This window comes from Mesorhizobium sp. C372A, assembly GCF_030323245.1.
Classification (GTDB): domain Bacteria; phylum Pseudomonadota; class Alphaproteobacteria; order Rhizobiales; family Rhizobiaceae; genus Mesorhizobium.
The window spans coordinates 907,380-930,679 of sequence record NZ_CP100475.1 but is presented as its reverse complement, the minus strand read 5'-3'; the positions used below and the strand labels follow the sequence as shown (position 1 = coordinate 930,679).

Sequence of the window (23,300 nt, the reverse complement as noted above, 5' to 3'; positions counted from 1 at the left end):
CGAGGCAGTCAGGGCCTGTTATCGCCGCGGCAAGCGTGGGCCAGTTATGCAGAGGGCCCATGTCCCGCAACAGCCGTTGCACGCCACGCCGCACCAGTATAGCGCGTTCCGACTGGCGGCTATCAGGGCGGATGCATACGAAACCTTGTAAATGACCAAGCCGTATACGAAACGACGACTCGTAAGCGTTAGGCGGAATTTGGTTCCGAAATTGGTAACTTCCCTACGGCTGGGTAGCTCCTAGAGCCATTTGATGGCTCCCAGGATCAGCACGACAATAACTGCCATCACTAATTCCAGACCAGGCCTGACCTGCGCACGAAGTTGCGGTGAAAACCGGCATGCCAGCAGGACCCCAAGCCCGCCACCGAGCGGCGTTAGAACCTTGTCGATAAACTCAACGGCATTCATGTCTTGACCCCCAAACCCAAGCGCGAGACTAGCAGGGCCAAGGTCGTGAGCAAGGGTTTGTCAACCATACAATCGCCTTTCGCAGGGCGACTATATACTTTACAACGCGCCCTGCGGATTGATCCCCGCTATGCTTGAGATAAGCTACCGGGAGGCAAAGCATATGAAGCGTAGAACCGCACTCACCGCGCTGCTCGTATCGTTGGGCACGATAGGCCTAATCTTGCTGGGGATTGGCCTTCTTGCTAGCGCGGGAATCGTAGCTGAGAAGGGTACTTGGCCGCATATTGTCGGTGGCTTCACTGCGGTATTGATGATGCCGATAGCTTTTGTGGCGTTTCTGTCCTGTATGTTTTCAGTTCTGACCACCCTTCTTTTTGCGGCTCTGCCGCGAGAGAAGCTGATCCCCTATCTCAGAGCGTGGCCATTCAAGTTTTTGCTCTGGAAGGAAGTCAGAGAAGAGTTTGAACCTACCTCAAGCTAGGTCTGCTTCTTACTCGTTCGGTCTGAAGGTGGCGGTCGCTTTCGGATTTTGACCCCAGCATCCGCGCGCCTCATCAGACGATTATTCGGTTGACAAACCTGGGTGACGGCTTGGTCCGAGCGTCTTCCGCGATCGCACCATATTAGTCTGGGTGCAGTCTGGTATTGATCCGCAGCGGCCCTATGTCGTGCCGATCGACTTCCGTTCTTAGCTATAAATCGGCCGGACTAAAGTCTTACGTCGTGAGCGCAAAGGTCTGATGTAACCGCTTTGGTTCCGTTCTTGTCCATTGGACGTTCCGTAATTTTAGCCAAATGAGATATAGACCTTTGGAGGTTTTTCTTGCGCGTCCGGCGCCCAGTCTATCCCGGCGCCCGTGCTTCAAACCGTGGCCCGCCTGTCTGCGGCCTGCGCAGCCCCCGCAATGTCATCCAAAATCGGGCAATCCGGCCGGTCGTCACCATGGCAGGCCTGGATCAGCGTCTGCAAGGTCGTGCGCATCGACTGCAGCTCGCGCACCTTTTCCTCGATGGCGCTCACATGGGCGGCGGCAATCTCGCGCACATCGTGGCTGGCGCGGCTGCGGTCCCGGTAGAGCGCCATCAGCTGCCGGCAATCGTCGATTGAAAAGCCGAGGTTGCGAGCGCGGCGCAGGAAGGCCAGCCGATGGATGTCGTCGCTGGAATAATCGCGATAGCCATTGCCGGCGCGCGCCGGGGCGATCAGGCCGATCTCTTCATAGTAGCGGATGGTCTTGGCCGGCAGGCCGGACCGCGCCGCGGCATCGCCTACATTCATTGTGATTCCTGGATGTGGTTCCCTGATTCTAGGCTATCCGACAGGACCGACCATTGTTTTTCCTTCACAATCCCGTGAGTCCTGTTGCCGAAATGCCATAGTTGCCGGCTTACCGGCACGTAAGCTCCTGCATATAGGCATCGCGCGCTTGGCAAGCAAAGCAAATGCCAGCATGAATGATTTCAGGAAAAGCGGCCGTAACGTGTCGCGACATCTTGGCGGGGCATCGGACCATTTCATGCGCATGAAGTCATTTGCAATCGTCGCCGCACTTGCGTTGTCGGCCGCGATCTCGGGTTGCAGCACGATCGGCTCGCAACTGTTCACCAACAACTACGGTTCGGTGAACGATGCAGGCTACCAACTGCCGCGCATCCCGATCGAGAGGGTGCCGCTGAAGTACCACCGGCAAGAGGTGAACTACGACACCTCGGAAAAGCCGGGCACCATCGTCGTCGATACCCAGAACAAGTTTCTCTACTTCGTCGAAGGCGACGGCCGGGCGATCCGCTACGGCATCGGCGTCGGCCGCGAAGGCTTTGAATGGCACGGCACCGCCCATATCGCGCTGAAGCGCGAATGGCCGACCTGGACGCCGCCGCGGCAGATGATCCAGCGCCAGCCGGAGCTCGCGAAGTTCGCGAGCGGCATGGAGCCGGGCTTGAAGAACCCGCTCGGCGCGCGCGCCATGTATCTGTTCAACAAGGGCGGCGACATGGGCTACCGCCTGCACGGCAGTCCGGAATGGAATTCGATCGGCAAGGCGATGTCGTCAGGCTGCATCCGGCTGATGAACCAGGACATCATCGACCTCTACGACCGCACGTCGGTCGGCGCCAAGGTCATCGTGATGTAGGACCTTGATCCGGAACCGAGGTCCACGAAAGCGAAAAGTGGAACCGGTTTTCGGGAAGATCATGGTCAAGATAGGCGTTACCCTTCGTACGCGGACCGTCTAGGCAACAACGGACGTCCAAAACAGAAAACCGGGCAATCTGGCCCGGTTTTTTGTTGCTCGCTCGAATGCGTGAAGGGGTCTTAGGAGACCTGCTCGACCTGCTGTACTTCCGGCACGAAGTGGCGGAGCAGGTTCTGGATGCCGTGCTTCAGCGTCGCCGTCGAGGACGGGCAGCCGGCGCAGGCGCCCTTCATGTGCAGGAACACGGTGCCGTTCTCGAAGCCGCGGAAGGTGATGTCGCCGCCATCCTGGGCAACCGCCGGGCGCACCCTGGTGTCGAGCAATTCCTTGATGGTGATGACCAGTTGCTCATCGGCCTTGTCGTAGAATTCGCCGGTCTGGCTGGTCTCGGCGGCGGGGCCGGCGTTGACCATGACGGGCGCGCCCGACATGAAATGCTCCATGATGGCGCCGAGGATGGCCGGCTTCAGGTGCTGCCAGTCCGGGCCGTCCTTGGTCACGGTGATGAAGTCATAGCCGAAGAAGACGCCGGTCACGCCGGGGATCTCGAACAGGCGGCCGGCCAGCGGCGAGGCGCTGGCTGCACTGTCGGCGTCGCGGAAATCGGCGGTGCCTTCGACAAGCACTTCCTTGCCGGGCAGGAACTTCAGCGTTGCCGGGTTCGGCGTCGATTCGGTCTGGATGAACATGGCCGTCTCCGTGCCCCAGTCGGGCAGCTAGTTTGGAATAGTTCTAAATAGGCTCAATCGGCTGTACATTCAAGCGAAACGCATCGCTCAAAATGGCTGGCTGGCGGAATGTTTTTGCTGGCTGGGAAGGAATCCCGCGCGGGCTATAAATCCAGGATCGTGATGTTATCCGAACCGCTTCACACTTTCCCGCATCACTCTCTACGCGAGGCTGTCAATCTCCTCGTCGGAAAGGTTCTGCGGCACCACTGTGACGGGAATAGGGAAGGCGGCGCCCTTGCCGGCAACAGCCCCGACCAGCGGCCCGGGTCCTTCCTTGCCGGCACCTGCCGCCAGCACCAGGATGGCGATGTCCTGGTCTTCCTCGATCAGCTTGTGGATCTCTTCGGTCGGCTTGCCTTCGCGCACCACCATCTCGGGCTCGATGCCGAGCTTCTGGCGCACCTTGTTGGCGTAGCCGTCGAGTGCCGCGCGCGCCGTGGCGTTGGCTTCCTCGCGCATGATCTTCTCGACGCCCAGCCAGTGCTGAAAGTCGTCCGGTGTGATGATGTAGAGCAGCACCAGCGTGCCGTTGGTGCTCTGCGCCCGCTTGGAGGCGTAGGCGACGGCGCGCTCGCACTCGGGCGTGTCGTCGATGATCGTCAGGAATTTCCTGCGATGGCCGGCTTCGCGACTGAGGCGTTTGGAGACCATGTCTATCTACTCGGTGTTTCGGCCGCAATCTGCCACCGCGACAGACCGGCGGCAAGCCGCCGGCCTTGGGCCAGAATGGTGCGGTGCACTGACGGTAGGATCAGCCCTGCAACAGGCCGATAATGTCGCGTACCGTCTTCATGGTGGTCCCAGCCAGCGCGCCGGCGCGTTCGCCGCCGTCTCTCAGCACCGCGTCGACATAGGCGCGGTCTCCCTCGATACGGCGCATCTCGCCGGCGATCGGCGCCAGTTTTTCCACGGCAAGGTCGGCGAGCGCCGGCTTGAACACGGAAAACTGCTGGCCGCCGAATTCCTTCAGCACGTCCGCCTTCGACATCTCGGCCAGCCCGGCATAGATGCCGACCAGGTTTTCCGCTTCCGGGCGGCTTTCCAGTCCGTCGACTTCGCTTGGCAACGCTTCCGGGTCGGTCTTGGCCTTGCGGATCTTCTTCGAGATGGTGTCGGCATCGTCGGTCAAATTGATGCGCGACAGGTCGGACGGGTCCGACTTCGACATTTTCTTCGAACCGTCGCGCAGGCTCATGATGCGCGCCGCCGGCCCGCCGATCACCGGTTCGGTTATCGGGAAGAACCCGTTTACCGTCTCTTCGCCGACCTGCATCTCGACGCCGACGCCAAGACTGGCGATGCGGCTCGAAAAATCATTATTGAACTTTTGCGCGATGTCGCGGGTCAGCTCCAGATGCTGCTTTTGGTCCTCGCCCACCGGCACATGGGTGGCGCGGTAGAGCAGGATGTCGGCCGCCATCAGCGAGGGATAGGCAAGCAGGCCCAGCGAGGCGTTCTCGCGGTCCTTGCCGGCCTTGTCCTTGAACTGCGTCATCTTGTTCATCCAGCCGATGCGCGCCACGCAATTGAAGATCCAGGCAAGCTCGGCATGCTGCATCACCCGCGACTGGTTGAAGACGATGTGCTTCTTCGGGTCGATGCCGGAGGCAAGGAAGGCCGCGGTAATCGAGCGGGTCTGGTCGGCGAGGTCGTCATGGACGAGTTGTGCCGTCAGCGAATGCAGGTCGACGACGCAATAGATGCAGTCTGACGTGTCCTGCAGGGCGACGAATTTCTTGATGGCGCCGAGATAGTTGCCGAGATGCAGATTGCCGGTCGGCTGTACCCCGGAAAAGACGAGCTGTTTGAAGGCGGTCATGGGTTCCTCATGGCTTGTGGAGGGCCGTATAAGCGTGATTCCGAAAAGTTGCAGACTTTTCGGAGCCAATCACGCGGCTGGAAACCACGCGCGGCGAAAGTCTGGCGACGGCGCGCTTATGGACGAAGGGGCGGAGAGGATCAAGACCGATGTTGCTGTTAGCTCGCCCGGACTATTCGTCCAGATCGGCCTTTGGCGCTGGCGCCGCTGCCTTGCCCGAGCCGCGTTTCACATTGCGCCGGATCATTCCGAAATCGGCGCCGCCGGTGGCGAAAGCCGTGACGAAGTAGAGCAGCGCCCCGCCGGCTACCAATGAGAGAAGCGTCACGGCCTTGATCACCAGTGGCGAGCCGGGGCCGAGCCTGACGGCCAGCCAGTGCTCGGCGAAATAGAGCGCCACCGCCATCACCGCAGCCGACAGCACCAGGCGCGGAATGCGCTTCAGCAATGGCACGTCGCGGCCCCAATGGCCGCGTCGGATCAGCACGGCGAGCAGCATCACAGCGTTGACCCAGCCGGCCACGGCCGAGGCCACCGCAATGCCGGGCGCGCCCATGCTCGGGAACAGCGTCAGTGCCGTGATCACGTTCACGCCGACCGAAATGGCGGCGAACATCATCGGCGTGCGCGTATCCTCGCGGGCGAAATAGCCGGGAGTGAAGGCCTTGATCAGCACGAAGGCCGGCAGGCCGAGGCCGAAAATCGCCAGGATCGCGGCCACGGTCGGCGTCGAGCCGTTGGCGGCGAAGGCGCCGCGCTCATAGACCAGCCGCACGATCGGCTCCGCCATTACCCAAAGGGCCGCCGCCGCCGGCAAGGTCATGAACAGCGTGAACTCGACCGAGCGGTTCTGCAGATTGGCCGCCTCGACCAGATTGCCCGATTTCAGCGCCCGCGACAGCTCCGGCAACAGCACGATGGCGACGGCAACGCCGACGACGCCGAGCGGCAGCTGGTAGATGCGGTCGGCGTAAGCAAGCGAGGACACGGCGCTGTCCTGCGCCGACGCGATCGCCGTGCCGATCAGCTGGTTGATCTGGGTGATGCCGCCGGTGATCGCCGCCGGCAGCGCCAGGATCAGCAGGCGCTTGACGTTGGGCGTCATCTTCGGCCGGCGAAAGCCGATGGCGATGCCGGCATTGCGCACCGCCACCCAGACGATGGCAAGCTGCACCAGCCCCGCCGCCAGCACGCCCCAGGACAGGCTGAAACCGACCTCACGGGCATCCATGCCGTGGTACCAGGCGTAGCCGAGCACGCTGATCAGGATGATGTTGAGGAAAGCCGGCGCCACGGCAGCCGCGAAATAGCGGCGCAGCGAATTTAGCATGCCGGCCATCATCGCTGCGAGCGACATGCAGATGAGATACGGGAACATGATCGTCGCCAGCAGGACGGTCGTCTCGAATTTGCCCGGCGTGTCGGCAAAGCCCGGCGCCACGAGATAGCGCACGATCAGCGGCATCGCCAATTCCATGACGATGGTCAGCGCCAGAAGTGCGGTGAACAGGACGCCGAACACTTCCTCCGAAAAGCGCTTGGCGCCGTCGGTGCCGTGGGTCTCGATCTCCTTGGCAAACAGCGGCACGAAGGCGGCGTTGAAAGCGCCTTCGGCAAACAGCCGGCGAAACGTGTTTGGAAACTGGAAGGCGGCGTTGAAGGCGTCCGCCACCGGCCCGGTGCCGAGTGCGGCAGCCATCAGCATCTCGCGGCCAAAGCCAAGGGCGCGGCTCATCAGCGTGCCGGACGCAACCGTGGCGAATTTCTTGACGAGGCTCATGCGCGGGGAGATTGCCTGGATGGTTGGGACAAAGGGGATGATTGGGACAAAGGGGGTGATTGGGACAAAGTGATGGTCACTCGGCCGCCGCCTTGGCCTTGCCGCCGCGCTCTGGGACAACGCCTTCAAGCGCCGCGATCAGCCTGGCGTGGATGGTGGCGGTGCGTGCCGGGTTGTCGATCTTCTGCCCCGTAAGGTCGGTGACATAGAAAGTGTCGATCACCTTCTCGCCGAAGGTGGTGATGTGAGCCGAGGCGATGTCGAGCGAGAGATCGGACAACGCACTGGTGATTTCCGACAACAGCCCAGGCCGGTCCAGTCCCTCGACCTCGATCACCGAAAACCGGTTCGACAGCGTGTTGCGGATTTCGGCGCGCGGCGGAATCTTGAACACCTTGGCGCCGCGCCGCGGCCGGGTGCGCTTCTCGATCATCTCCGGCAGCCAGCTCTTGCCCGACAGCACGTCCTCGATCAGCCGGCCGACGCGCTCGGCGCGACGGCGCTCATCCTCATCGCGGTCGAATTCCCGTGAGATCAGGATGATGTCCAGCGCGCGGCCGTCGGACGTGGTGAAGATCTGCGCGTCGACGATGTTGCCGCCGGCTCCCGCGCAGGCGCCGGCAATGACCGAAAGCAGGCGCGGATGATCCTGCGCCAACACGGTGATCTCGGTCACCGCCTCGAATTGGTGGGTCCTGACCACGGTGGCGAGCTTCTTGCCTGCCGCGTCGGCTTCGCGAATGAATTCGGCATGGCGCAGCTGATCGGGGAGGTCGACCGTCAGCAGATAGTTCTCGTAATGCAGGCCGACATAGCGCTTGCGGGCCTTGTCCGGCCAATCGGCCAGCGCCTCGGCCAGCCGCTCGCGCGCCGCCGCCGTCCGCTTGGCGCGCGACACTTCCGAGAAGCCGCCGGTCAAAAGCAGTTCGGTCTCGTAGTAGAGCGTGCGCAGGAGCTGGCCCTTCCAGCCGTTCCACACGCCCGGCCCGACACCCCTGATGTCGCAGACGGTCAGGATCAACAGCATTTTTAGCCGCTCAACCGATTGCACGATCGAGGCGAAATCCTCGATCGTCTTGCGGTCGTTGAGGTCGCGCGTCTGCGCCGTCATCGACATCACCAGATGGTTCTCGACCAGCCAGGCGACTGTCTCGGTGTCGGCCGCCGACAGCCCCATATGCGGGCAGATGCGGCGCGCGATCCGGGCGCCGGCCTCTGAGTGATCCTCCGGCCGGCCCTTGGCGATGTCGTGCAGCAGCACCGCGACATAGAGCGCCTCGCGGCTCTTCTCTAGCCCCGGCATCAGCGTGTGCGAGAGCGGATGCACCTTTTCGCCGTCGCCGCGCTCGATCTCGGCCAAGACGCCGATGCAGCGGATCAGGTGCTCGTCCACCGTATAGTGGTGGTACATCGAGAACTGCATCATGGCGACTATTCTGCCGAAATCGGGGATCAGCCTGCCGAGCAGGCCGGCCTCGTTCATGCGCCGCAAATTAAGCTCGGCATTGCGGTCCGAGGTCAGGATGTCGAGGAACAGCCGGTTGGCCTCCTCGTCGCGCCGCAGCGACTTGTTGACCAGACCGAGCGAGCGGGTGAGCAGCTTCAGCGCATCGGGATGGAACTCCAGCCCGTGCTTGTCGGCGAACCAGAACAGCCTGAGCAGATTGACCGGGTCGCGCTCGAACACGCTGTCGTCGGCGACGTTGATGCGGTGATTGTCGACAATGAAGTCCGACGTGCCTGCCAGCTTGCGCTTGCGGCGCTGGAAGGTGAGGAAGATGCGGTTGAAGCCGGGCACATGCTTGGCCTGCTCTTCCTCGAGCGCGGCGCAGAAGATGCGGGTGAGGTCGCCGACATCCTTGGCGACGAGGAAGTAATGCTTCATGAAGCGCTCGACCGCCGACAGACCGGGATGGGTGGTGTAGCCCAGCCGTTCGGCGATCTCGCGCTGGATATCGAAATGCAGCCGTTCCTCTGGCTTGCCGGTGAGGAAATGCATGTGGCAGCGCACCGCCCACAGGAAGTCTTCGGCCTTCTGGAATTCGCGGTACTCGGCCTCGGTGAAGACACCTTTCTCGACCAATTCCTCGCCGGTGCGCACGCGATAGAAGTATTTGGCGATCCAGAACAGCGTCTGCAAATCGCGCAGGCCGCCCTTGCCGTCCTTGACGTTGGGCTCGACCAGATAGCGGCTTTCGCCGGCCTTGGCATGGCGATCGTCGCGTTCGGCGAGCTTGGCCTGCACATATTCCGGTCCGGTGGTGCGCACCACTTCATGGTCGAAGCGAGCGAGCAATTCGTCGAAGAGCTTCTGTTCGCCCCACAGGAACCGCGCTTCCAGGATCGTGGTGCGGATGGTGATATCGCTGCGCGACAGCCTGAGACACTCGTCGATGTTGCGGGTGGCGTGGCCAACCTTCAACCCGAGGTCCCACAGCATATAGAGCATATATTCGACGATCTGTTCGCCCCACGGCGTCTGCTTGTAGGGCAGCAGGAACAACAGGTCGATGTCGGAGCCCGGCGCCAGCGTGCCGCGGCCATAGCCGCCGACGGCGACGACCGCCATGCGCTCTGCGGTCGAGGGGCTTTTCACCCGGTAGACGTGGGTCGCGGCGAACTCGTAGAGGGCGCGGATGATCTCGTCCATCAGATGCGACAGCCGGGCGGCGCAGGCCGTGCCGCTGCCATCGTCCATCAGCATGCGCTCGGCAACCTTGCGGCCCTCGGTCAGCCGATCCTTCAGCAGCCGGAGCGCACCGACGCGCGCGCCGGGCTCGATGCCGCTGGCCGCCGAGATCAGCGCCGTCATGTCGCGGCGCAAAGCCTCGCTGTCGATCAGCGCGTCGAGCTTGAGGGAGATTTTTGCCATGGATTGCCGGTGGGCCTCGCCTTTGCGCGGCGTCTATAGCGCGTTTTCACGGCGCTGTGTATGGGGCGGACGGACGCGTCGGCCGCGATACCAGAAAGGGATGATCATCTCGCGCCGGAGCCGGAAGAGATCGGCGATCTGCCGCGTCAACCGCCTGGTCTCGATCCTTACCTTGGCGGTGATTGGCCTGGGGCGCCGTTTACCTATCCCGCTTGCCACCCATTCCTCTGTTCGCTCCTGCTTGAGCAGGCTTGGCAATCTCACCGGACTGTCGCCGAGGAATTGTGCCTGCAGGCACAATGCTGGGACGAGTTGGTAAATGACCTTGTCGGACGAGGTAGCAAAACGCGGATTGAAGATGAGGTGATCGACGGGAATGCTGATCTCATTCGTTGCCGCAAGAAGGTCCCGCGCGGCCTGTCTGGACAGGATGTATCCCGCCGTACCGATATGGAGCCCGTGCAGTCTGCTCGCAGAAAAACCGTGGCCGCAGGCAACTTGCTTGCGTGAAATTACGGTCCGGTTGAAGAACGTTTCCAACTTGACGATGTCCGCATCGGCGGGAATCCAGCCCGCATCGGCAAGCAAAGCGCCGGCTTTGTCCGGGAAAACGACATCGTCCTCGAAAATCGCCGCGTAAGCATCCTCACCTGCAGCGATCGTCGACCAACACTGTTGGTGGCTGAGCAGGCAGGCAATCTCGGCGTCGGCCAGGCGCAAATGCTTCTTGCCCTGCGGCATTTCGGCCAGATCCGGCCGATCTCGCGCATCGATGGCGGCGACCCGCTCGAAGGCGATGCCGATGCGCGCGAACTCCGCCGTTACATGGGCGAGGCGATCGCGGGACCGATCGAGATTGATAATCAGGCATTTCATTTGGGTGGGATCGATGCAGTGGGACGCGCGTCCATAGCATGGGAACAAAGTTGCGTAAGCGATTTTCCCTCGATGTGCGCGATGACGGCCACGATCGAAAAGTGGAAATCGCCCCTTGACCTTCCAGTTACTGGAAGCACTACCTCCTCACCCAGACAGATATAAGGCACTTTTCGATGGCGCATTCCGAGCATCACCACCACGCGCACGCGGCCGATGGCAACTGCTGTACGGCAAAGGCTGCTGAGCCGGCCGCCGAAGCAGTGGTGCGCGATCCGGTCTGCGGCATGAGCGTCGATCCGGCCGCGGGCAAGCCGACGGCCGAGCATGGCGGCCGTCTCTTTCACTTCTGCAGCGAGGGTTGCCGTACGAAATTCGTCGCCGGGCCCGAAAAATACCTGACCGCCACCGACCCCGTCTGTGGCATGAGTGTCGACCGCGCTACCGCCAGGCATTTTTTCCGCCACGAAGGCCAGGGTTTCTATTTCTGCTCGGCCGGCTGCCAGGCGAAGTTCGAGGCCGAGCCACAAAAATATCTCGGCGACAGGCCGGCGGCGTCGCCGGTGCCGAAAGGCACGCAATACACCTGCCCGATGCACCCCGAAGTGATAAGAGACAAGCCCGGCTCCTGCCCGATCTGCGGCATGGCGCTTGAGCCGATGGGCGTTCCCACTGGCGATGAGGGCCCGAACCCCGAACTGGTAGACTTCACCAGACGGTTCTGGGTCAGCGCGGTGCTGTCCGTGCCGCTGCTGATCGTTGCCATGGCGCCGATGCTCGGCCTGACGTTCCAGGCGTTTGTCGACGGGCGGACGATGGTGTGGCTGGAACTGGCGCTGGCGAGCCCAGTGGTGCTGTGGGCGGCCTTCCCCTTCTTCCACCGCGGCTGGGAGTCGCTGGTCAACCGCAGCCCCAACATGTGGACGCTGATCTCGCTCGGTGTGGGTGCGGCCTACCTCTACAGTGTCGTCGCCACGCTGTTTCCCAACATCTTTCCGCATCAGTTCCGTGGCCATGGCGGCACCGTCCCGGTCTATTTCGAGGCAGCTTCCGTCATCGTCGCGCTGGTATTCCTCGGTCAGGTGCTCGAATTGCGGGCGCGCGAAAAGACCGGCTCGGCCATCCGTGCGCTGCTCGACCTGGCGCCGAAGACGGCACGGCTGATCGGGGAGGACGGCTCCGACACCGACGTGCCGCTCGATGCGGTCAAGACCGGCGACCACCTGCGCCTCCGTCCAGGCGACGCCGTGCCGGTCGACGGCATCGTAACGGAAGGCCGTTCCTCCATCGACGAATCGATGATCTCGGGCGAGCCGCTGCCGGTCGAAAAAACGAAAGGCGATGCCTTGACCGGCGGCACGCTCAACAAGAACGGTTCGCTGATCATGCGCGCCGAAAAGGTCGGCTCCGAAACGACGCTTTCGCGCATCGTCGAGCTGGTCGCAAAGGCGCAGCGTTCGCGCGCGCCGATTCAAGGTCTGGCCGATCGCGTCTCCTTCTACTTCGTGCCGGCCGTCGTGCTGGTCGCGCTCGCGGCCTTTGCCGCCTGGGCGATCCTCGGTCCCGAACCCAGCTTGATCTTTGCCATCGTCTCGGCGGTCTCGGTGCTGATCATCGCCTGCCCCTGCGCGCTCGGCCTGGCGACGCCGATGTCGATCATGACCGCCACCGGGCGCGGGGCGCACGCGGGCGTGCTGATCAAGGACGCGGCCGCGCTTGAGCGCTTCGCTTCGGTCGACACGTTGATCGTCGACAAGACCGGCACCTTGACCGAAGGCAAGCCTCGCTTGACCGATGTCGTCGCTGCCGAAGGCCTGTCTGAGAATGTATTGCTGGCGCTCGCCGCCGGCCTGGAAAAAGGCTCGGAGCATCCGCTGGCCGAGGCCATTGTCGGCGGCGCCGGCGAACGCGGCCTGACGCTCGTTGAGGCCGGCGGCTTCGACGCCGTCACCGGCAAGGGCGTATCCGGCACGGTGTCTGGCAGGAAGGTTTCGCTCGGCAACGCCGCCATGATGGCCGATGTCGGCATCGACACCGCTTCCCTGTCGGCCAGGGCCGAGGCGCTGCAGGCAGAAGGCAAGACGGCGATGTTCGTTGCGGTGGACAAAAAACTGGCCGGCATTGTCGCGGTCGCCGATCCGGTCAAGGCAACGACAGCCGAGGCGATCAGGGCGCTGCACGACAGAGGCTTGCGGATCATCATAGCGACCGGCGACAATGAATGCACGGCGCGCGCCATCGCCAAAAGCCTTGGCATTGACGAGGTGCGCGCCGGCCTGCTGCCGGAACAAAAGGCAGCCCTTGTCGAGGAGTTGCGTGCGAAAGGTGCCGGCGTAGCCATGGCCGGCGACGGCGTCAACGATGCGCCGGCCCTGGCCAGCGCCGATGTCGGCATCGCCATGGGCACCGGCGCCGATGTCGCTGTCGAGAGCGCCGGCATTACGCTGGTCAAGGGCGATCTCAACGGCATCGTCAGGGCCCGAACGCTCGCCCAGGGGACGATCCGCAACATCCGCCAGAATCTGTTTTTCGCCTTCCTCTACAATGTGCTTGGCGTGCCGGTTGCCGCCGGCGTGCTCTATCCGCTCACCGGCACGCTTTTGTCGCCGATGCTGGCGGCGGCGGCCATGAGCCTGTCTTCGGTTTCGGTCATCGCCAACGCATTGCGGCTGCGGACGTTGAAACTCTGAGCAAAGCCCCCAGATACGAATATCAATCAACAGGAGATCATGGATGACCTTGGCTAAGAAGATCGTGCTTTTGATGATGGCGGCGGGAATGCTGCTTGCCGTTTTCCTCGAAAGCGTCCCGGCGCAATCCGAAGAGATGAAACACGACATGGGCGCGATGGGCGCGCAAGGTCCTTCGACCGACGGCTACAAGGCGGCGATGGACAAGATGCACACCGACATGATGATCGAATATTCCGGCAATGCCGATGTCGATTTCGTGCGCGGCATGATCCCGCATCATCGGGGCGCGATCGACATGGCCAAGGTGGAACTCGCCAATGGCAAGGATCCCGAAATCCGCAAGCTGGCCGAAGATGTCATCGCCGCGCAGGAAGCCGAGATCGCCAAGATGCAGGCCTGGCTCGCCGCCCATCCGGCGAAGTAAGGCAGCAACGGCCATGCCGGAGAGATTCATTCTGGATTTCTCTCCGTGCTTGTGATGCCATTCGCATCGATTACACGGCGCCAGGAGCCCACATGCCATCGACGATAAGAGCCACCACACTGCCTTCGGGCGAGGCCGTCCAGGTGCTGGGACAGGGCACATGGAAGATGGGCGAGGATTCCCGCCGCCGCGCCGGCGAGGTCAATGCCCTGAAGCTCGGGCTGGACCTCGGCATCACGTTGATCGACACCGCTGAAATGTATGCCAGCGGCGGCGCCGAGGAGGTGGTAGCGGAAGCCATTGCCGGGCGCCGCGACGAACTCTTTCTTGTCTCCAAGGTATTGCCGTCCAATGCCTCGCGCGCCGGCGTGGCGCGGGCCTGCGAAAACAGCTTGAAGCGCCTGCGCACCGACCGCATCGATCTCTATCTCCTGCACTGGCCGGGCAGTGTGCCTCTATCTGAAACCGTCGAGGCTTTCGAGGCGCTGAAGGAGGCCGGCAAGATACGCCACTGGGGTGTCAGCAATTTCGACACCGACGAAATGGAGGAGCTGACCGGCCTGTCGTCTGGCAATCATGTCCAGACCAACCAGGTGCTCTACAATCTGTCGCGGCGCGGCCCCGAATTCGATCTCGCACCGTGGAGCCGGCAGCGCGGCATCCCGCTGATGGCCTATTCGCCGGTCGAGCAGGGCGCGCTGGCGCGCAATTCCAGGCTGGAAACCATCGCCGCCCGCCACAACGCCACGGCAGCACAGATCGCGCTTGCCTGGGTGATGGCGCAGCCCGGTGTCATCGCCATCCCGAAGGCGAGCAGCCAGGAGCATGTCCGCCAGAATGTTGCCGCGCTCGACATCGAGCTGACGGCCGAAGACCTCGCCGAACTCGACCGCGCCTTTCCACCGCCGACGCGCAAGCGCGGGCTGGAGATGATCTAGATTGGAACGGGTTTCGACCGGGTATCATCATACGGCGTATAGAGTCGGAGCCATAACGGTCACGTCGCTGCGCGACGGTTACGTCGACATGCCAATCAGGCGGCTGCGCCAGCCCGGAGACCGGACATTCGGTGACAACCTGCCCTCGCATGTACCGCTCGTCGACGGTGCGCTCAGGCTGTCGGTCAACGCCTTCGCCATCGATGACGGCGACGACATCACGCTGATCGACACAGGGGCTTCGAACGCCTGGCACCCGACAATGGGGCACCTGCCCGAGGCGCTGCGCGAGGCGAAGATCGCCACCGACCGGATTCGGACTGTTGCTTTCACCCACACCCATCTCGACCATATACACGGGCTCATCCTTGCCGATGGTGGCGACGGCTTCCCGCAGCTCTCTCGCCTGCTTGTCCCGCGCGCTGAGCTCGGCATGTTTCGCGACGTGGCGAGGCTGGAATGCTTCCACGATCGCGCCCAGCCTCTCGATGCTGGACAGCGCGTCAGCGCTGACATCGATACGATCGGCTCCGCTGGCCATGAAGCCGGCCACACTTGCTTTCGCGTTGTGAGCGCAGGCGAAACACTGTTGATCTGGGGCGACATCGTACATGTGCCGTCGCTTCAATTCGCTCGACCCGAGATCACGTGGGAATTCGACGCAGACCAGCAGCAGGCGAGGGCAAGCCGGTTGCAAATGCTGGCGCTTGCGGCCAACAACGACTGCTACGTCGCCGGCGCGCATCTTGATTCGCCCGGCGTCGGCCGGGTTTTTCGAACCGAGACGGCTTTCCGCTTCGAGCCCTTGTAGCACTCTAGCCGAGCGCCGCCCGCGCCCGTCGCAACGCGCGCGAAAACACTGCGGTGTCGTCGAAGGCGCGCGCCAGCGTGAGCGCGCCCTGGATGGCGCCGACCGTTTCTTCGGCGAGTTCGTCCGCCCTGGCAGCGCTGTGCCCGCTTCGGGTCAGCGCTTCGGCAAGATGCGCCACCCAGCGGCCGAAATAGCTTTTGATCGCAATGGCGAAGAGGTCGCGGGATTCGTCCAGCGCGAAGGCGCCGATCAGGCACACCCGGCGTCCCGAGCGGAAATAGCTGTCGGTCGCTTCGAACATCCGATCGATACCCGTGCGAGGGTAGGCCCTGTCCTGCAACGGCACGAAGACATTCTCCTCGAACCAGCCATTTATATGGGCAATGACAGCCGCCGCCATCTCTTCCTTGCCGCCGGGGAAGAAGTGGTAAAGGCTGCCTTTGCCTAGGCCGGTCGCCGCACCGATCCGCGCCAGGCTCGCCCCTTCATAGCCGTGTTCGCGGAAAACCTCGCCGATGATGGAGAGCAAATCGGCGCGATCGGGCGCGATCCTGCGCATGCGCTAGTTTTTCCGCTTGAGCATGATCTTTGCCGAAAACCGCGACACAGCTCTAGGGATCATATTCTAAAATCCGAGTTCGGACAGGCCGGGATGGTCGTCCGGTCGGCGGCCGAGCGGCCAGTGATATTTGCGCTCACCCTCGGCGATCGGCAGGTCGTTGATGCTGGCGACGCGCCTACGCATCAGCCCGGCCGCGTCGAATTCCCAATTCTCATTGCCGTAGGAGCGGAACCAGTGGCCACTGTCGTCGCGCCATTCATAGGCAAAGCGCACCGCGATGCGGTTGTCGTTCCAGGTCCAGACCTCCTTGATCAGGCGGTAGTCGAGCTCGCGAGCCCATTTGCGCGTGAGGAAGGAGACGATCTCATTTCTGCCCGAGACGAACTCGGCGCGGTTGCGCCAGGTGCTGTCCTGCGTATAGGCGAGCGAAACCCGTTCGGGATCGCGGCTGTTCCAGGCGTCTTCGGCAAGCCGAGCCTTCTGCGCGGCGGTCTCGGCGGTGAAGGGCGGCAGCGGCGGACGGCTCATGTCATTCTCCCATCGGCAAAGGCGATGGCGAGCATTGTACCAATCGGTACAATTGGTCAAGGCCGAAATCGGGCTAGGTTTTCCCCGCCAGCCCCTTCAGCCGGTAGAGCGCTTCCAGCGCCTCGCGCGGCGTCATCTCGTCTGGATTGATCTCACCCAGCGCTGCGCCCAATGCGTCGCTCTCCGCAGGCTTTGCCGCTTCCCGCTTCATTGCCACCGAAAACAGCGGCAGATCGTCGACCAGTCGGTTGGCCTTGCCGGAGACATCGCCTTCCTCGAGCTGATGCAGCACCTCTTTGGCGCGGCCGACCACCGCTTCCGGCAGACCGGCAAGGCGAGCGACCTGAACGCCATAGGAGCGATCGGCGGCACCCTTGCCGACCTCGTGCAGGAAGACGACGTCGCCTTCCCACTCCTTGACCCGCATCGTGACATTGTGCAGTCGCGGCAGCTTGCCGGAGAGTGCCGTCATTTCGTGGAAATGAGTGGCGAAGATCGCCCGGCAGCGGTTCTTCTCGTGCAGATACTCGACCGCCGCCCAAGCGATCGACAGGCCATCGAAGGTGGCGGTGCCGCGGCCGATTTCGTCGAGGATCACCAGCGCCCGCTCACCGGCCTGGTTGAGGATCGCGGCCGTCTCTACCATCTCGACCATAAAGGTGGAGCGGCCACGCGCCAGATCGTCCGAGGCGCCGACGCGCGAGAACAGCCTGTCGACGACGCCGATATGGGCCGATGTCGCCGGCACGAAGGAGCCGGTCTGGGCAAGGATGGCGATCAGTGCGTTTTGCCGCAGGAAGGTCGACTTACCGCCCATATTCGGACCGGTGAGCAGCCAGATGGCGCCGGCCTTGGCACCGTCTTGCGGCGACAGATCGCAATCATTGGCGACGAACGGCCCTTCGCCCGAACGGCGACGCGCCTGTTCGACCACCGGATGGCGTCCGCCCGAGATGTCGAAGGCGAGGCTGGAATCGACCAGCGGCCGGCACCAGGCTTCGCTCTCCGACAACAGCGCGAGCGCCGCCGACACGTCGAGTACGGCAAGCGCATCGGCGCCGGCGCGGATCTTCTGCGCCTCGCCGACCGCCTCAGCCGTCAGCGTATCGAAAGCGGCAAGCTCGATGCTCAGCGCCCGGTCAGCGGCATTGGCGATTTTGGTCTCGAGTTCGGCAAGTTCCGTCGTGGTGAAACGCATGGCATTGGCCATGGTCTGGCGGTGGATGAAGCGTGCCTTGGCGCCATCGCTGCCGGTCATGATCGAATGATGGTTGGCGGTCACCTCGATGTAATAGCCCAGCACATTGTTGTGGCGGATCTTCAGCGAGCGGATGCCAGTCTCCTCGATCAGCGAGCGCTCCAGCCCGGCGATCACCTTGCGAGACTCATCGCGCAGCGCCCGCATCTCGTCGAGCTCGGCATGGTAGCCGCCGCGCACGAAGCCGCCGTCGCGCCTCAGCAGCGGCAGTTCCTCGCCAAGAGCCTGGGTCAGATGCCCGGCCAGCGCGCGCGGCAGCGCCTTTATCGCGGCAAGTGCCTCCGTCAATTCATGGGGCAGCGCTGTTGCGGCGAAGATTTCGGCAATGGCGCCCGCCGCTTCAAAGCCGGCACGCAGCGCGCCGAGGTCGCGCGGGCCGCCGCGGTTGAGCGCCAACCGCGACAGCGCTCGCGGCATGTCGGCGACGCTCTTCAGGCTTGACCGCACCGCCTGGCAGAGCCGCGTCTCGGCGCGGAAGAACGATACCGAATCAAGCCGGGCGGCAATCGCCGCCGGATCGGTCAGCGGCGCCATCAGCCGGTCGGCGAGCAGCCTGGCGCCGCCGCCGGTGACCGTGCGGTCTATAGCCTTGAACAGCGAGCCGTCGCGGCTGCCCGACAGCGTGCGCAACAGTTCCAGATTGCCGCGTGTCGCAGGATCGATGAACAGCGTCGAGCCCTGCTCCTCGCGTTCGGGACGCGACAGAGGCGGCCGCTCGGCCTTCTGCGTCTTTTCGACGTAGGCGATGGCGCCCGAGATCGCCGACAATTCGGCGCGCGAGAAGGCACCGAAACTGTCAGGCGTCGCCACTTCGAAGAAGCGCGCGATCCGCCCCGCTGCCGAAGCCGAATCGAAAAGCGACGGCGGCTGCGGGCTGGCGACGCGGCCGATGACGTCGAACACCGGCTTCAGCTCGGGATCGTAAAACACCGGCTCGGCGACGATCAGCTCGCGCGGGTCGACGCGGAAGACATCGGCCAGCAGGCGGTCGGCCGTGGTTTCGGCGACGCGGAAGACGCCGGTCGAGATCTCGATCCAGGCCATGGCGAAGGCGTCACCGCTGTTGCCGCCCTTCACCCGCCCTAGCGCCATCAGGAAGCTCGATTCCGACGGCGCCAGCAATTTATCCTCGGTGATGGTGCCTGGCGTCACCAGCCGCACCACGTCACGGCGTACGACCGATTTGCCGCCGCGCTTCCTGGCTTCCGCCGGGTCCTCGATCTGCTCGCAGACGGCAACGCGAAAACCTTGGCCGATCAGCTTTTGCAGATAGTCGTCGGCCGCATGCACCGGCACGCCGCACATCGGAATGTCGTTACCCTGGTGCTTGCCGCGCTTGGTCAGGACGATGCCCAGCGCCTTGCTCGCCTTTTCGGCGTCGTCGAAGAACAGCTCGTAGAAATCGCCCATGCGGTAGAACAGCAGCGAATCCGGGTTCGCCGCCTTGATCTCGATAAACTGCTCCATCATCGGCGTGACGCTGCCGACGGGCGCAGGCGGTGTCACCTCTGGGGCGTCGGTTTCTGCTGAAGTGTGCATGTTCATGCCCGCACGCTAGCAGATGTGGGTGCGGGGTTTAATGCCGGCGGCTCGAAAAGCAGGGGACGACCGGCCTCGACGGCGGCTTGTGCTCCCTCTACGCCGGGTGAAGCCGTTGGTTGCTTCGGGCGACAACCAGACCCTATGATCGCCCTGGCGGGGATAGGCGGCATGGATCAGGACAAGCAGGAAGGGTTCGAGGAACTGGTCGGTCCGGCTGGATCGACCGCCACGCGCCTGTTGCTTTTGGCGGCGCGGCGCGTGCATCGGACCAAAAGCAAGCTGCGCGGGTCGGTGCGCAAACGCGTTCCCTTCCTCCTGCCGACACGGGGACCGCTGTCCGATCTCGATGGCGGCATCGAGATGTCGCTGCATGTACTCAGCCGCGACCCGCTGGTGCTCTATGTCCCGATCGGCGGAGCCCGTCCGCTCTATCCGCTGGCGGCCCTTGGCCGGCGCCTGGCGGGACGGCGCGTCACCTTCCTGACGATGCAGACCTGGACCATGGAGCGGCCGGCTGTCATCGCCCGGATGGGCCGCGATCTCGCCTGGTATGCCGGCCGGTTTCCGCTGCACGAAATCATCTTCCTGTGCAACACCGAGGAAGAGCGCCGTCTCGTCGCGGCTGCGGGCGGCAATGCCATCTTCTCCAACCACAATCTGATGGTGTCGGAGGATATATTCCGGCCGCTGCCGGACGTGCCGGTCGAATTCGACGCGGTCTACAATGGCCGCATCTCGCCGATCAAACGCCATCACCTGGCCTTCGACATAGAGCGGCTGGCCCACATCACCTATTCGATCGGCGAATTGCCGCCGGTTGCCGCCCGCGCCTTTGTTCGACGACTGCAGGCGCGTTCGCCGCTCCACCAGATCGCCAATCCGCTCGTCGACGGCTGGCCGGGCAAGCTGACGGCGCAACAGGTCAACCACGTCTACAACCAGGCCGCCGTCGGGCTGTGCCTGTCGGCCGTGGAAGGAGCGATGTACTCCTCGATGGAATATCTGATGGCCGGCCTGCCGATCGTCAGTACGCCGAGCCTTGGCGGTCGCGACGTCTATTTCGATCCGGATTATTGCATCGTCGCCGATCCGGAACCGGCTGCCATTCGCCGCGCCGTCGAGACGCTGCGAGATCGTGCCATACCGCGTCAGCACATCCGCCGCCGCACGCTGGAGAAGGTTCACGCCCAGCGCATCGAACTCATGGCGTTCCTGACTGCATTGCTGCGGCGCAAGGGAAGCCGTGCGCCACCCATCGAGACGTGGCCTTTCCCCGGCACAGACGGCATGATGCGACGGGGAACGGTGCGCGAAATCGCTGCCTTCGTCAGCGAGCCAGAGCCGACGTGACGCCATCCGACCCTCGGGAGATTTCGCTGCGGGCGTGAAGATCGCTTGGCGATTTACAGCGGTGGCGTGTAGCCTTGATTCAGACGTTTCAAAAACACGCACCCGTCTCAAGGGGGCGACACCGGCGAGGAAATCAAAAGCATCATGGCCAAGAAAACCGAAAACAGCGGCCCCTCCGTCAGCGCCGAGGAGGCGCTGGAATTCCACGCCATGGGCCGCCCCGGCAAGCTGGAGATCGTCGCCACCAAGCCGATGGCGACGCAGCGCGATCTGAGCCTCGCCTATTCGCCGGGTGTCGCGGTTCCTGTGCTGGCCATCGCCGAAGACCCCAGCCGCGCCTTCGACTACACGACGCGCGGCAACATGGTCGCCGTCATCTCCAACGGCACCGCCATTCTCGGCCTCGGCAATCTCGGCGCGTTGGCCTCCAAGCCGGTGATGGAAGGCAAGGCGGTGCTGTTCAAGCGCTTCGCCGATGTCGATTCCATCGATCTCGAGGTCGACACCGAGGATGCCGACGAATTCATCAATTGCGTGCGCTTTCTCGGCCCGTCCTTCGGCGGCATCAACCTGGAAGACATCAAGGCGCCGGAATGCTTCATCATCGAGCAGCGCCTGCGTGAATTGATGGACATCCCGGTCTTCCATGACGACCAGCACGGCACCGCCATCATCTCGGCCGCCGGGCTGATCAACGCGCTGGAGATCACCGGCCGCGACATGAAGACCACGAAAATGGTCTGCAACGGCGCCGGCGCCGCCGGCATCGCCTGCATCGAACTGATGAAGGCGATGGGCTTTGCCCCCGAGAACATAATCCTGTGCGACACCAAGGGCGTCGTCTACCAGGGCCGCACCGAAGGCATGAACCAGTGGAAGTCGGCGCATGCGGTCAAGACCGACACGCGCAGCCTGGCCGAGGCGCTGGACGGCGCCGACGTCTTCCTCGGCCTGTCGGCCAAGGGCGCATTGACCACCAAGATGGTGCAGTCGATGGCCAAGAACCCGATCATCTTCGCCATGGCCAATCCCGACCCGGAGATCACGCCGGAGGAAGTGGCCGAAATCCGCACCGACGCCATCATGGCCACCGGGCGTTCCGACTACCCCAACCAGGTCAACAATGTGCTGGGCTTCCCCTACATCTTCCGCGGTGCGCTGGATGTCAGGGCCACCACCATCAATGACGACATGAAGATCGCCGCAGCGAGAGCGCTGGCCGACCTGGCGCGCAAGGACGTGCCCGACGATGTCGCCGCCGCCTATCAGGGCAACCGGCCGAAATTCGGCCCGAACTACATCATCCCGGTGCCGTTCGATCCGCGCCTGATCTCGGCCATCCCGCTCGCTGTGGCCAAGGCGGCGATGGAGTCAGGCGTCGCCCGCAAGCCGATCCTCGACCTCGACCGCTACGCGCAGGAACTGTCGGCCCGCCGCGACCCGATCGCCTCGACCTTGCAGCGCATCTACGACCGCGTCCGCCGCCAGCCCAAGCGCATCGTCTTTGCCGAGGGCGAGGAAGAACAGGTGATGCGCGCCGCCGTCTCCTATGTGAACCAGAAGCTCGGCACCGCGATCCTGCTCGGCCGCGACGATGTCATCAAGGAAAACGCCAGGCACGCCGGCATCGACCTCAACAAGCAAGGCATCGAGATCATCAATGCCAGGCTGTCGCGCCGCAACGGCATCTATACCGATTATCTCTACGAGCGCATGCAGCGCAAAGGCTTCCTGTTCCGCGACTGCCAGCGGCTGATCAACAACGACCGCAACCATTTCGCCGCCTGCATGGTGGCGCTGGGCGATGCCGACGGCATCGTCACCGGCGTCACCCGCAACTATTCCACGGCGCTCGACGATATCCGCCGCGTCATCGACGCCAAGCCCGGACACCGCGTCATCGGCGTCTCCATCGTGCTCGCCAGGGGCAAGACCGTGCTCGTCGCCGATACCGCCGTGCACGACATGCCCAATGCCGAGCAGATCGCCGATATCGCCGAGGAGGCCGCGGGCTTCGCCCGCCGCATGGGCTACGAGCCGCGGCTCGCCATGCTTGCCTATTCGACCTTCGGCCACCCGCAGGGCGAACGTTCCGAGCGGGTGCAGGAAGCGGTGCGTATCCTGGACAAACGCCGGGTCGATTTCGAATATGACGGCGAAATGGCCGCCGACGTCGCGCTCAATGCCCGCGCCATGGCGCAATATCCGTTCATCCGGCTGACCGGCCCTGCCAATGTGCTGATCATGCCGGCGTTCCACTCGGCCTCGATCTCGACCAAGATGCTGCAGGAACTCGGCGGCTCCACCGTCATCGGCCCGCTGCTGGTCGGCTTGAACAAACCGGTCCAGATCGTCTCGCTCAACGCCAAGGATTCGGACATCGTCAACATGGCTGCGATCGCGGCCTATAGCGCGGGAGCCTGATTGGCGGCAAAATAGCCAACCCATAAGAGATTGATAATATTCGGCTGCTATAGGGAACGTTCTCGCCCCCTATGGCCTTA

At 63.4% G+C, this 23,300-nt stretch carries 19 protein-coding genes; 8 read left to right on the top strand and 11 right to left on the bottom strand.

All coding sequences use genetic code 11. The features are described from left to right. Positions 1–240 precede the first annotated feature (240 nt). Positions 241–411 (bottom strand): hypothetical protein, encoded by a 171-nt coding sequence (locus NLY42_RS04340; protein WP_023685143.1) that lies wholly within the window; start codon positions 409–411, stop codon positions 241–243. 163 nt (positions 412–574) lie between these two features. Between NLY42_RS04340 and NLY42_RS04335 the strand changes: the two genes are divergently transcribed. Then, a complete protein-coding gene (locus NLY42_RS04335) occupies positions 575–895 on the top strand; it encodes a hypothetical protein (protein ID WP_023807719.1) in 321 nt (106 codons plus the stop codon). Between the two features lie 381 nt (positions 896–1,276). Here the strand turns inward: NLY42_RS04335 and cueR are convergent, their stop codons facing one another. Continuing rightward, the gene (gene cueR, locus NLY42_RS04330; protein ID WP_023672853.1) at positions 1,277–1,693 is read right to left on the bottom strand and encodes a Cu(I)-responsive transcriptional regulator; all 417 of its coding nucleotides are present in this window, start codon (positions 1,691–1,693) and stop codon (positions 1,277–1,279) included. 238 nt (positions 1,694–1,931) lie between these two features. On the opposite strand from cueR, the gene NLY42_RS04325 reads away from it, so the two are divergent. Further along, positions 1,932–2,549 (top strand): L,D-transpeptidase, encoded by a 618-nt coding sequence (locus NLY42_RS04325; protein WP_023692663.1) that lies wholly within the window; start codon positions 1,932–1,934, stop codon positions 2,547–2,549. Between the two features lie 182 nt (positions 2,550–2,731). On the opposite strand, the gene NLY42_RS04320 is transcribed toward NLY42_RS04325, so the two are convergent. The 6 genes from NLY42_RS04320 to NLY42_RS04295 form a co-directional block, all read right to left on the bottom strand. Beyond that, positions 2,732–3,301 (bottom strand): NifU family protein, encoded by a 570-nt coding sequence (locus NLY42_RS04320; protein WP_023685140.1) that lies wholly within the window; start codon positions 3,299–3,301, stop codon positions 2,732–2,734. A gap of 201 nt (positions 3,302–3,502) precedes the next feature. Next, a complete protein-coding gene (locus NLY42_RS04315; protein WP_023755657.1) occupies positions 3,503–3,994 on the bottom strand; it encodes a universal stress protein in 492 nt (163 codons plus the stop codon). A gap of 100 nt (positions 3,995–4,094) precedes the next feature. Continuing rightward, on the bottom strand, positions 4,095–5,162 hold the full coding sequence (gene trpS, locus NLY42_RS04310) for a tryptophan--tRNA ligase (protein WP_023755658.1): 1,068 nt from the start codon (positions 5,160–5,162) through the stop codon (positions 4,095–4,097). A gap of 172 nt (positions 5,163–5,334) precedes the next feature. Next, entirely contained in the window at positions 5,335–6,942 is a 1,608-nt protein-coding gene (gene murJ / locus NLY42_RS04305; RefSeq protein ID WP_023712866.1) for a murein biosynthesis integral membrane protein MurJ, read from the bottom strand. A 76-nt stretch (positions 6,943–7,018) separates the two neighbouring features. After that, a complete protein-coding gene (locus tag NLY42_RS04300) occupies positions 7,019–9,814 on the bottom strand; it encodes a [protein-PII] uridylyltransferase (RefSeq protein WP_023715570.1) in 2,796 nt (931 codons plus the stop codon). 33 nt (positions 9,815–9,847) lie between these two features. Next, positions 9,848–10,690: a glycosyltransferase family 25 protein gene (locus tag NLY42_RS04295; RefSeq protein ID WP_023690024.1), complete on the bottom strand. Its 843-nt coding sequence runs from the start codon at positions 10,688–10,690 to the stop codon at positions 9,848–9,850. A gap of 176 nt (positions 10,691–10,866) precedes the next feature. Here NLY42_RS04295 and NLY42_RS04290 point away from each other — a divergent pair, with 176 nt between their 5' ends. From NLY42_RS04290 to NLY42_RS04275, 4 genes are all read left to right on the top strand, one after another. Beyond that, positions 10,867–13,380, top strand: coding sequence for a heavy metal translocating P-type ATPase (locus NLY42_RS04290; RefSeq protein WP_023755659.1), 2,514 nt, complete (start codon positions 10,867–10,869; stop codon positions 13,378–13,380). A gap of 43 nt (positions 13,381–13,423) precedes the next feature. Continuing rightward, entirely contained in the window at positions 13,424–13,807 is a 384-nt protein-coding gene (copM, locus tag NLY42_RS04285) for a CopM family metallochaperone (RefSeq protein WP_023685134.1), read from the top strand. A 92-nt stretch (positions 13,808–13,899) separates the two neighbouring features. Continuing rightward, positions 13,900–14,745, top strand: a complete 846-nt coding sequence (locus NLY42_RS04280; protein WP_023685133.1) for an aldo/keto reductase — start codon at positions 13,900–13,902, stop codon at positions 14,743–14,745. Positions 14,746–14,833: 88 nt separating this feature from the next. After that, positions 14,834–15,556 (top strand): MBL fold metallo-hydrolase, encoded by a 723-nt coding sequence (locus tag NLY42_RS04275; protein ID WP_023755660.1) that lies wholly within the window; start codon positions 14,834–14,836, stop codon positions 15,554–15,556. Between the two features lie 4 nt (positions 15,557–15,560). On the opposite strand, the gene NLY42_RS04270 is transcribed toward NLY42_RS04275, so the two are convergent. From NLY42_RS04270 to mutS, 3 genes are all read right to left on the bottom strand, one after another. Then, a complete protein-coding gene (locus NLY42_RS04270; RefSeq protein ID WP_023755661.1) occupies positions 15,561–16,115 on the bottom strand; it encodes a TetR/AcrR family transcriptional regulator in 555 nt (184 codons plus the stop codon). A gap of 66 nt (positions 16,116–16,181) precedes the next feature. Then, entirely contained in the window at positions 16,182–16,646 is a 465-nt protein-coding gene (locus tag NLY42_RS04265; RefSeq protein WP_023685130.1) for a nuclear transport factor 2 family protein, read from the bottom strand. A 73-nt stretch (positions 16,647–16,719) separates the two neighbouring features. After that, the gene (mutS, locus tag NLY42_RS04260) at positions 16,720–19,449 is read right to left on the bottom strand and encodes a DNA mismatch repair protein MutS (protein ID WP_023755662.1); all 2,730 of its coding nucleotides are present in this window, start codon (positions 19,447–19,449) and stop codon (positions 16,720–16,722) included. Positions 19,450–19,614: 165 nt separating this feature from the next. Here mutS and NLY42_RS04255 point away from each other — a divergent pair, with 165 nt between their 5' ends. Together NLY42_RS04255 and NLY42_RS04250 are read left to right on the top strand one after the other, a co-directional pair. Next, entirely contained in the window at positions 19,615–20,796 is a 1,182-nt protein-coding gene (locus NLY42_RS04255; protein WP_031204317.1) for a glycosyltransferase family protein, read from the top strand. A gap of 144 nt (positions 20,797–20,940) precedes the next feature. After that, positions 20,941–23,220, top strand: a complete 2,280-nt coding sequence (locus NLY42_RS04250) for an NADP-dependent malic enzyme (RefSeq protein WP_023685127.1) — start codon at positions 20,941–20,943, stop codon at positions 23,218–23,220. Positions 23,221–23,300: the final 80 nt, after the last annotated feature.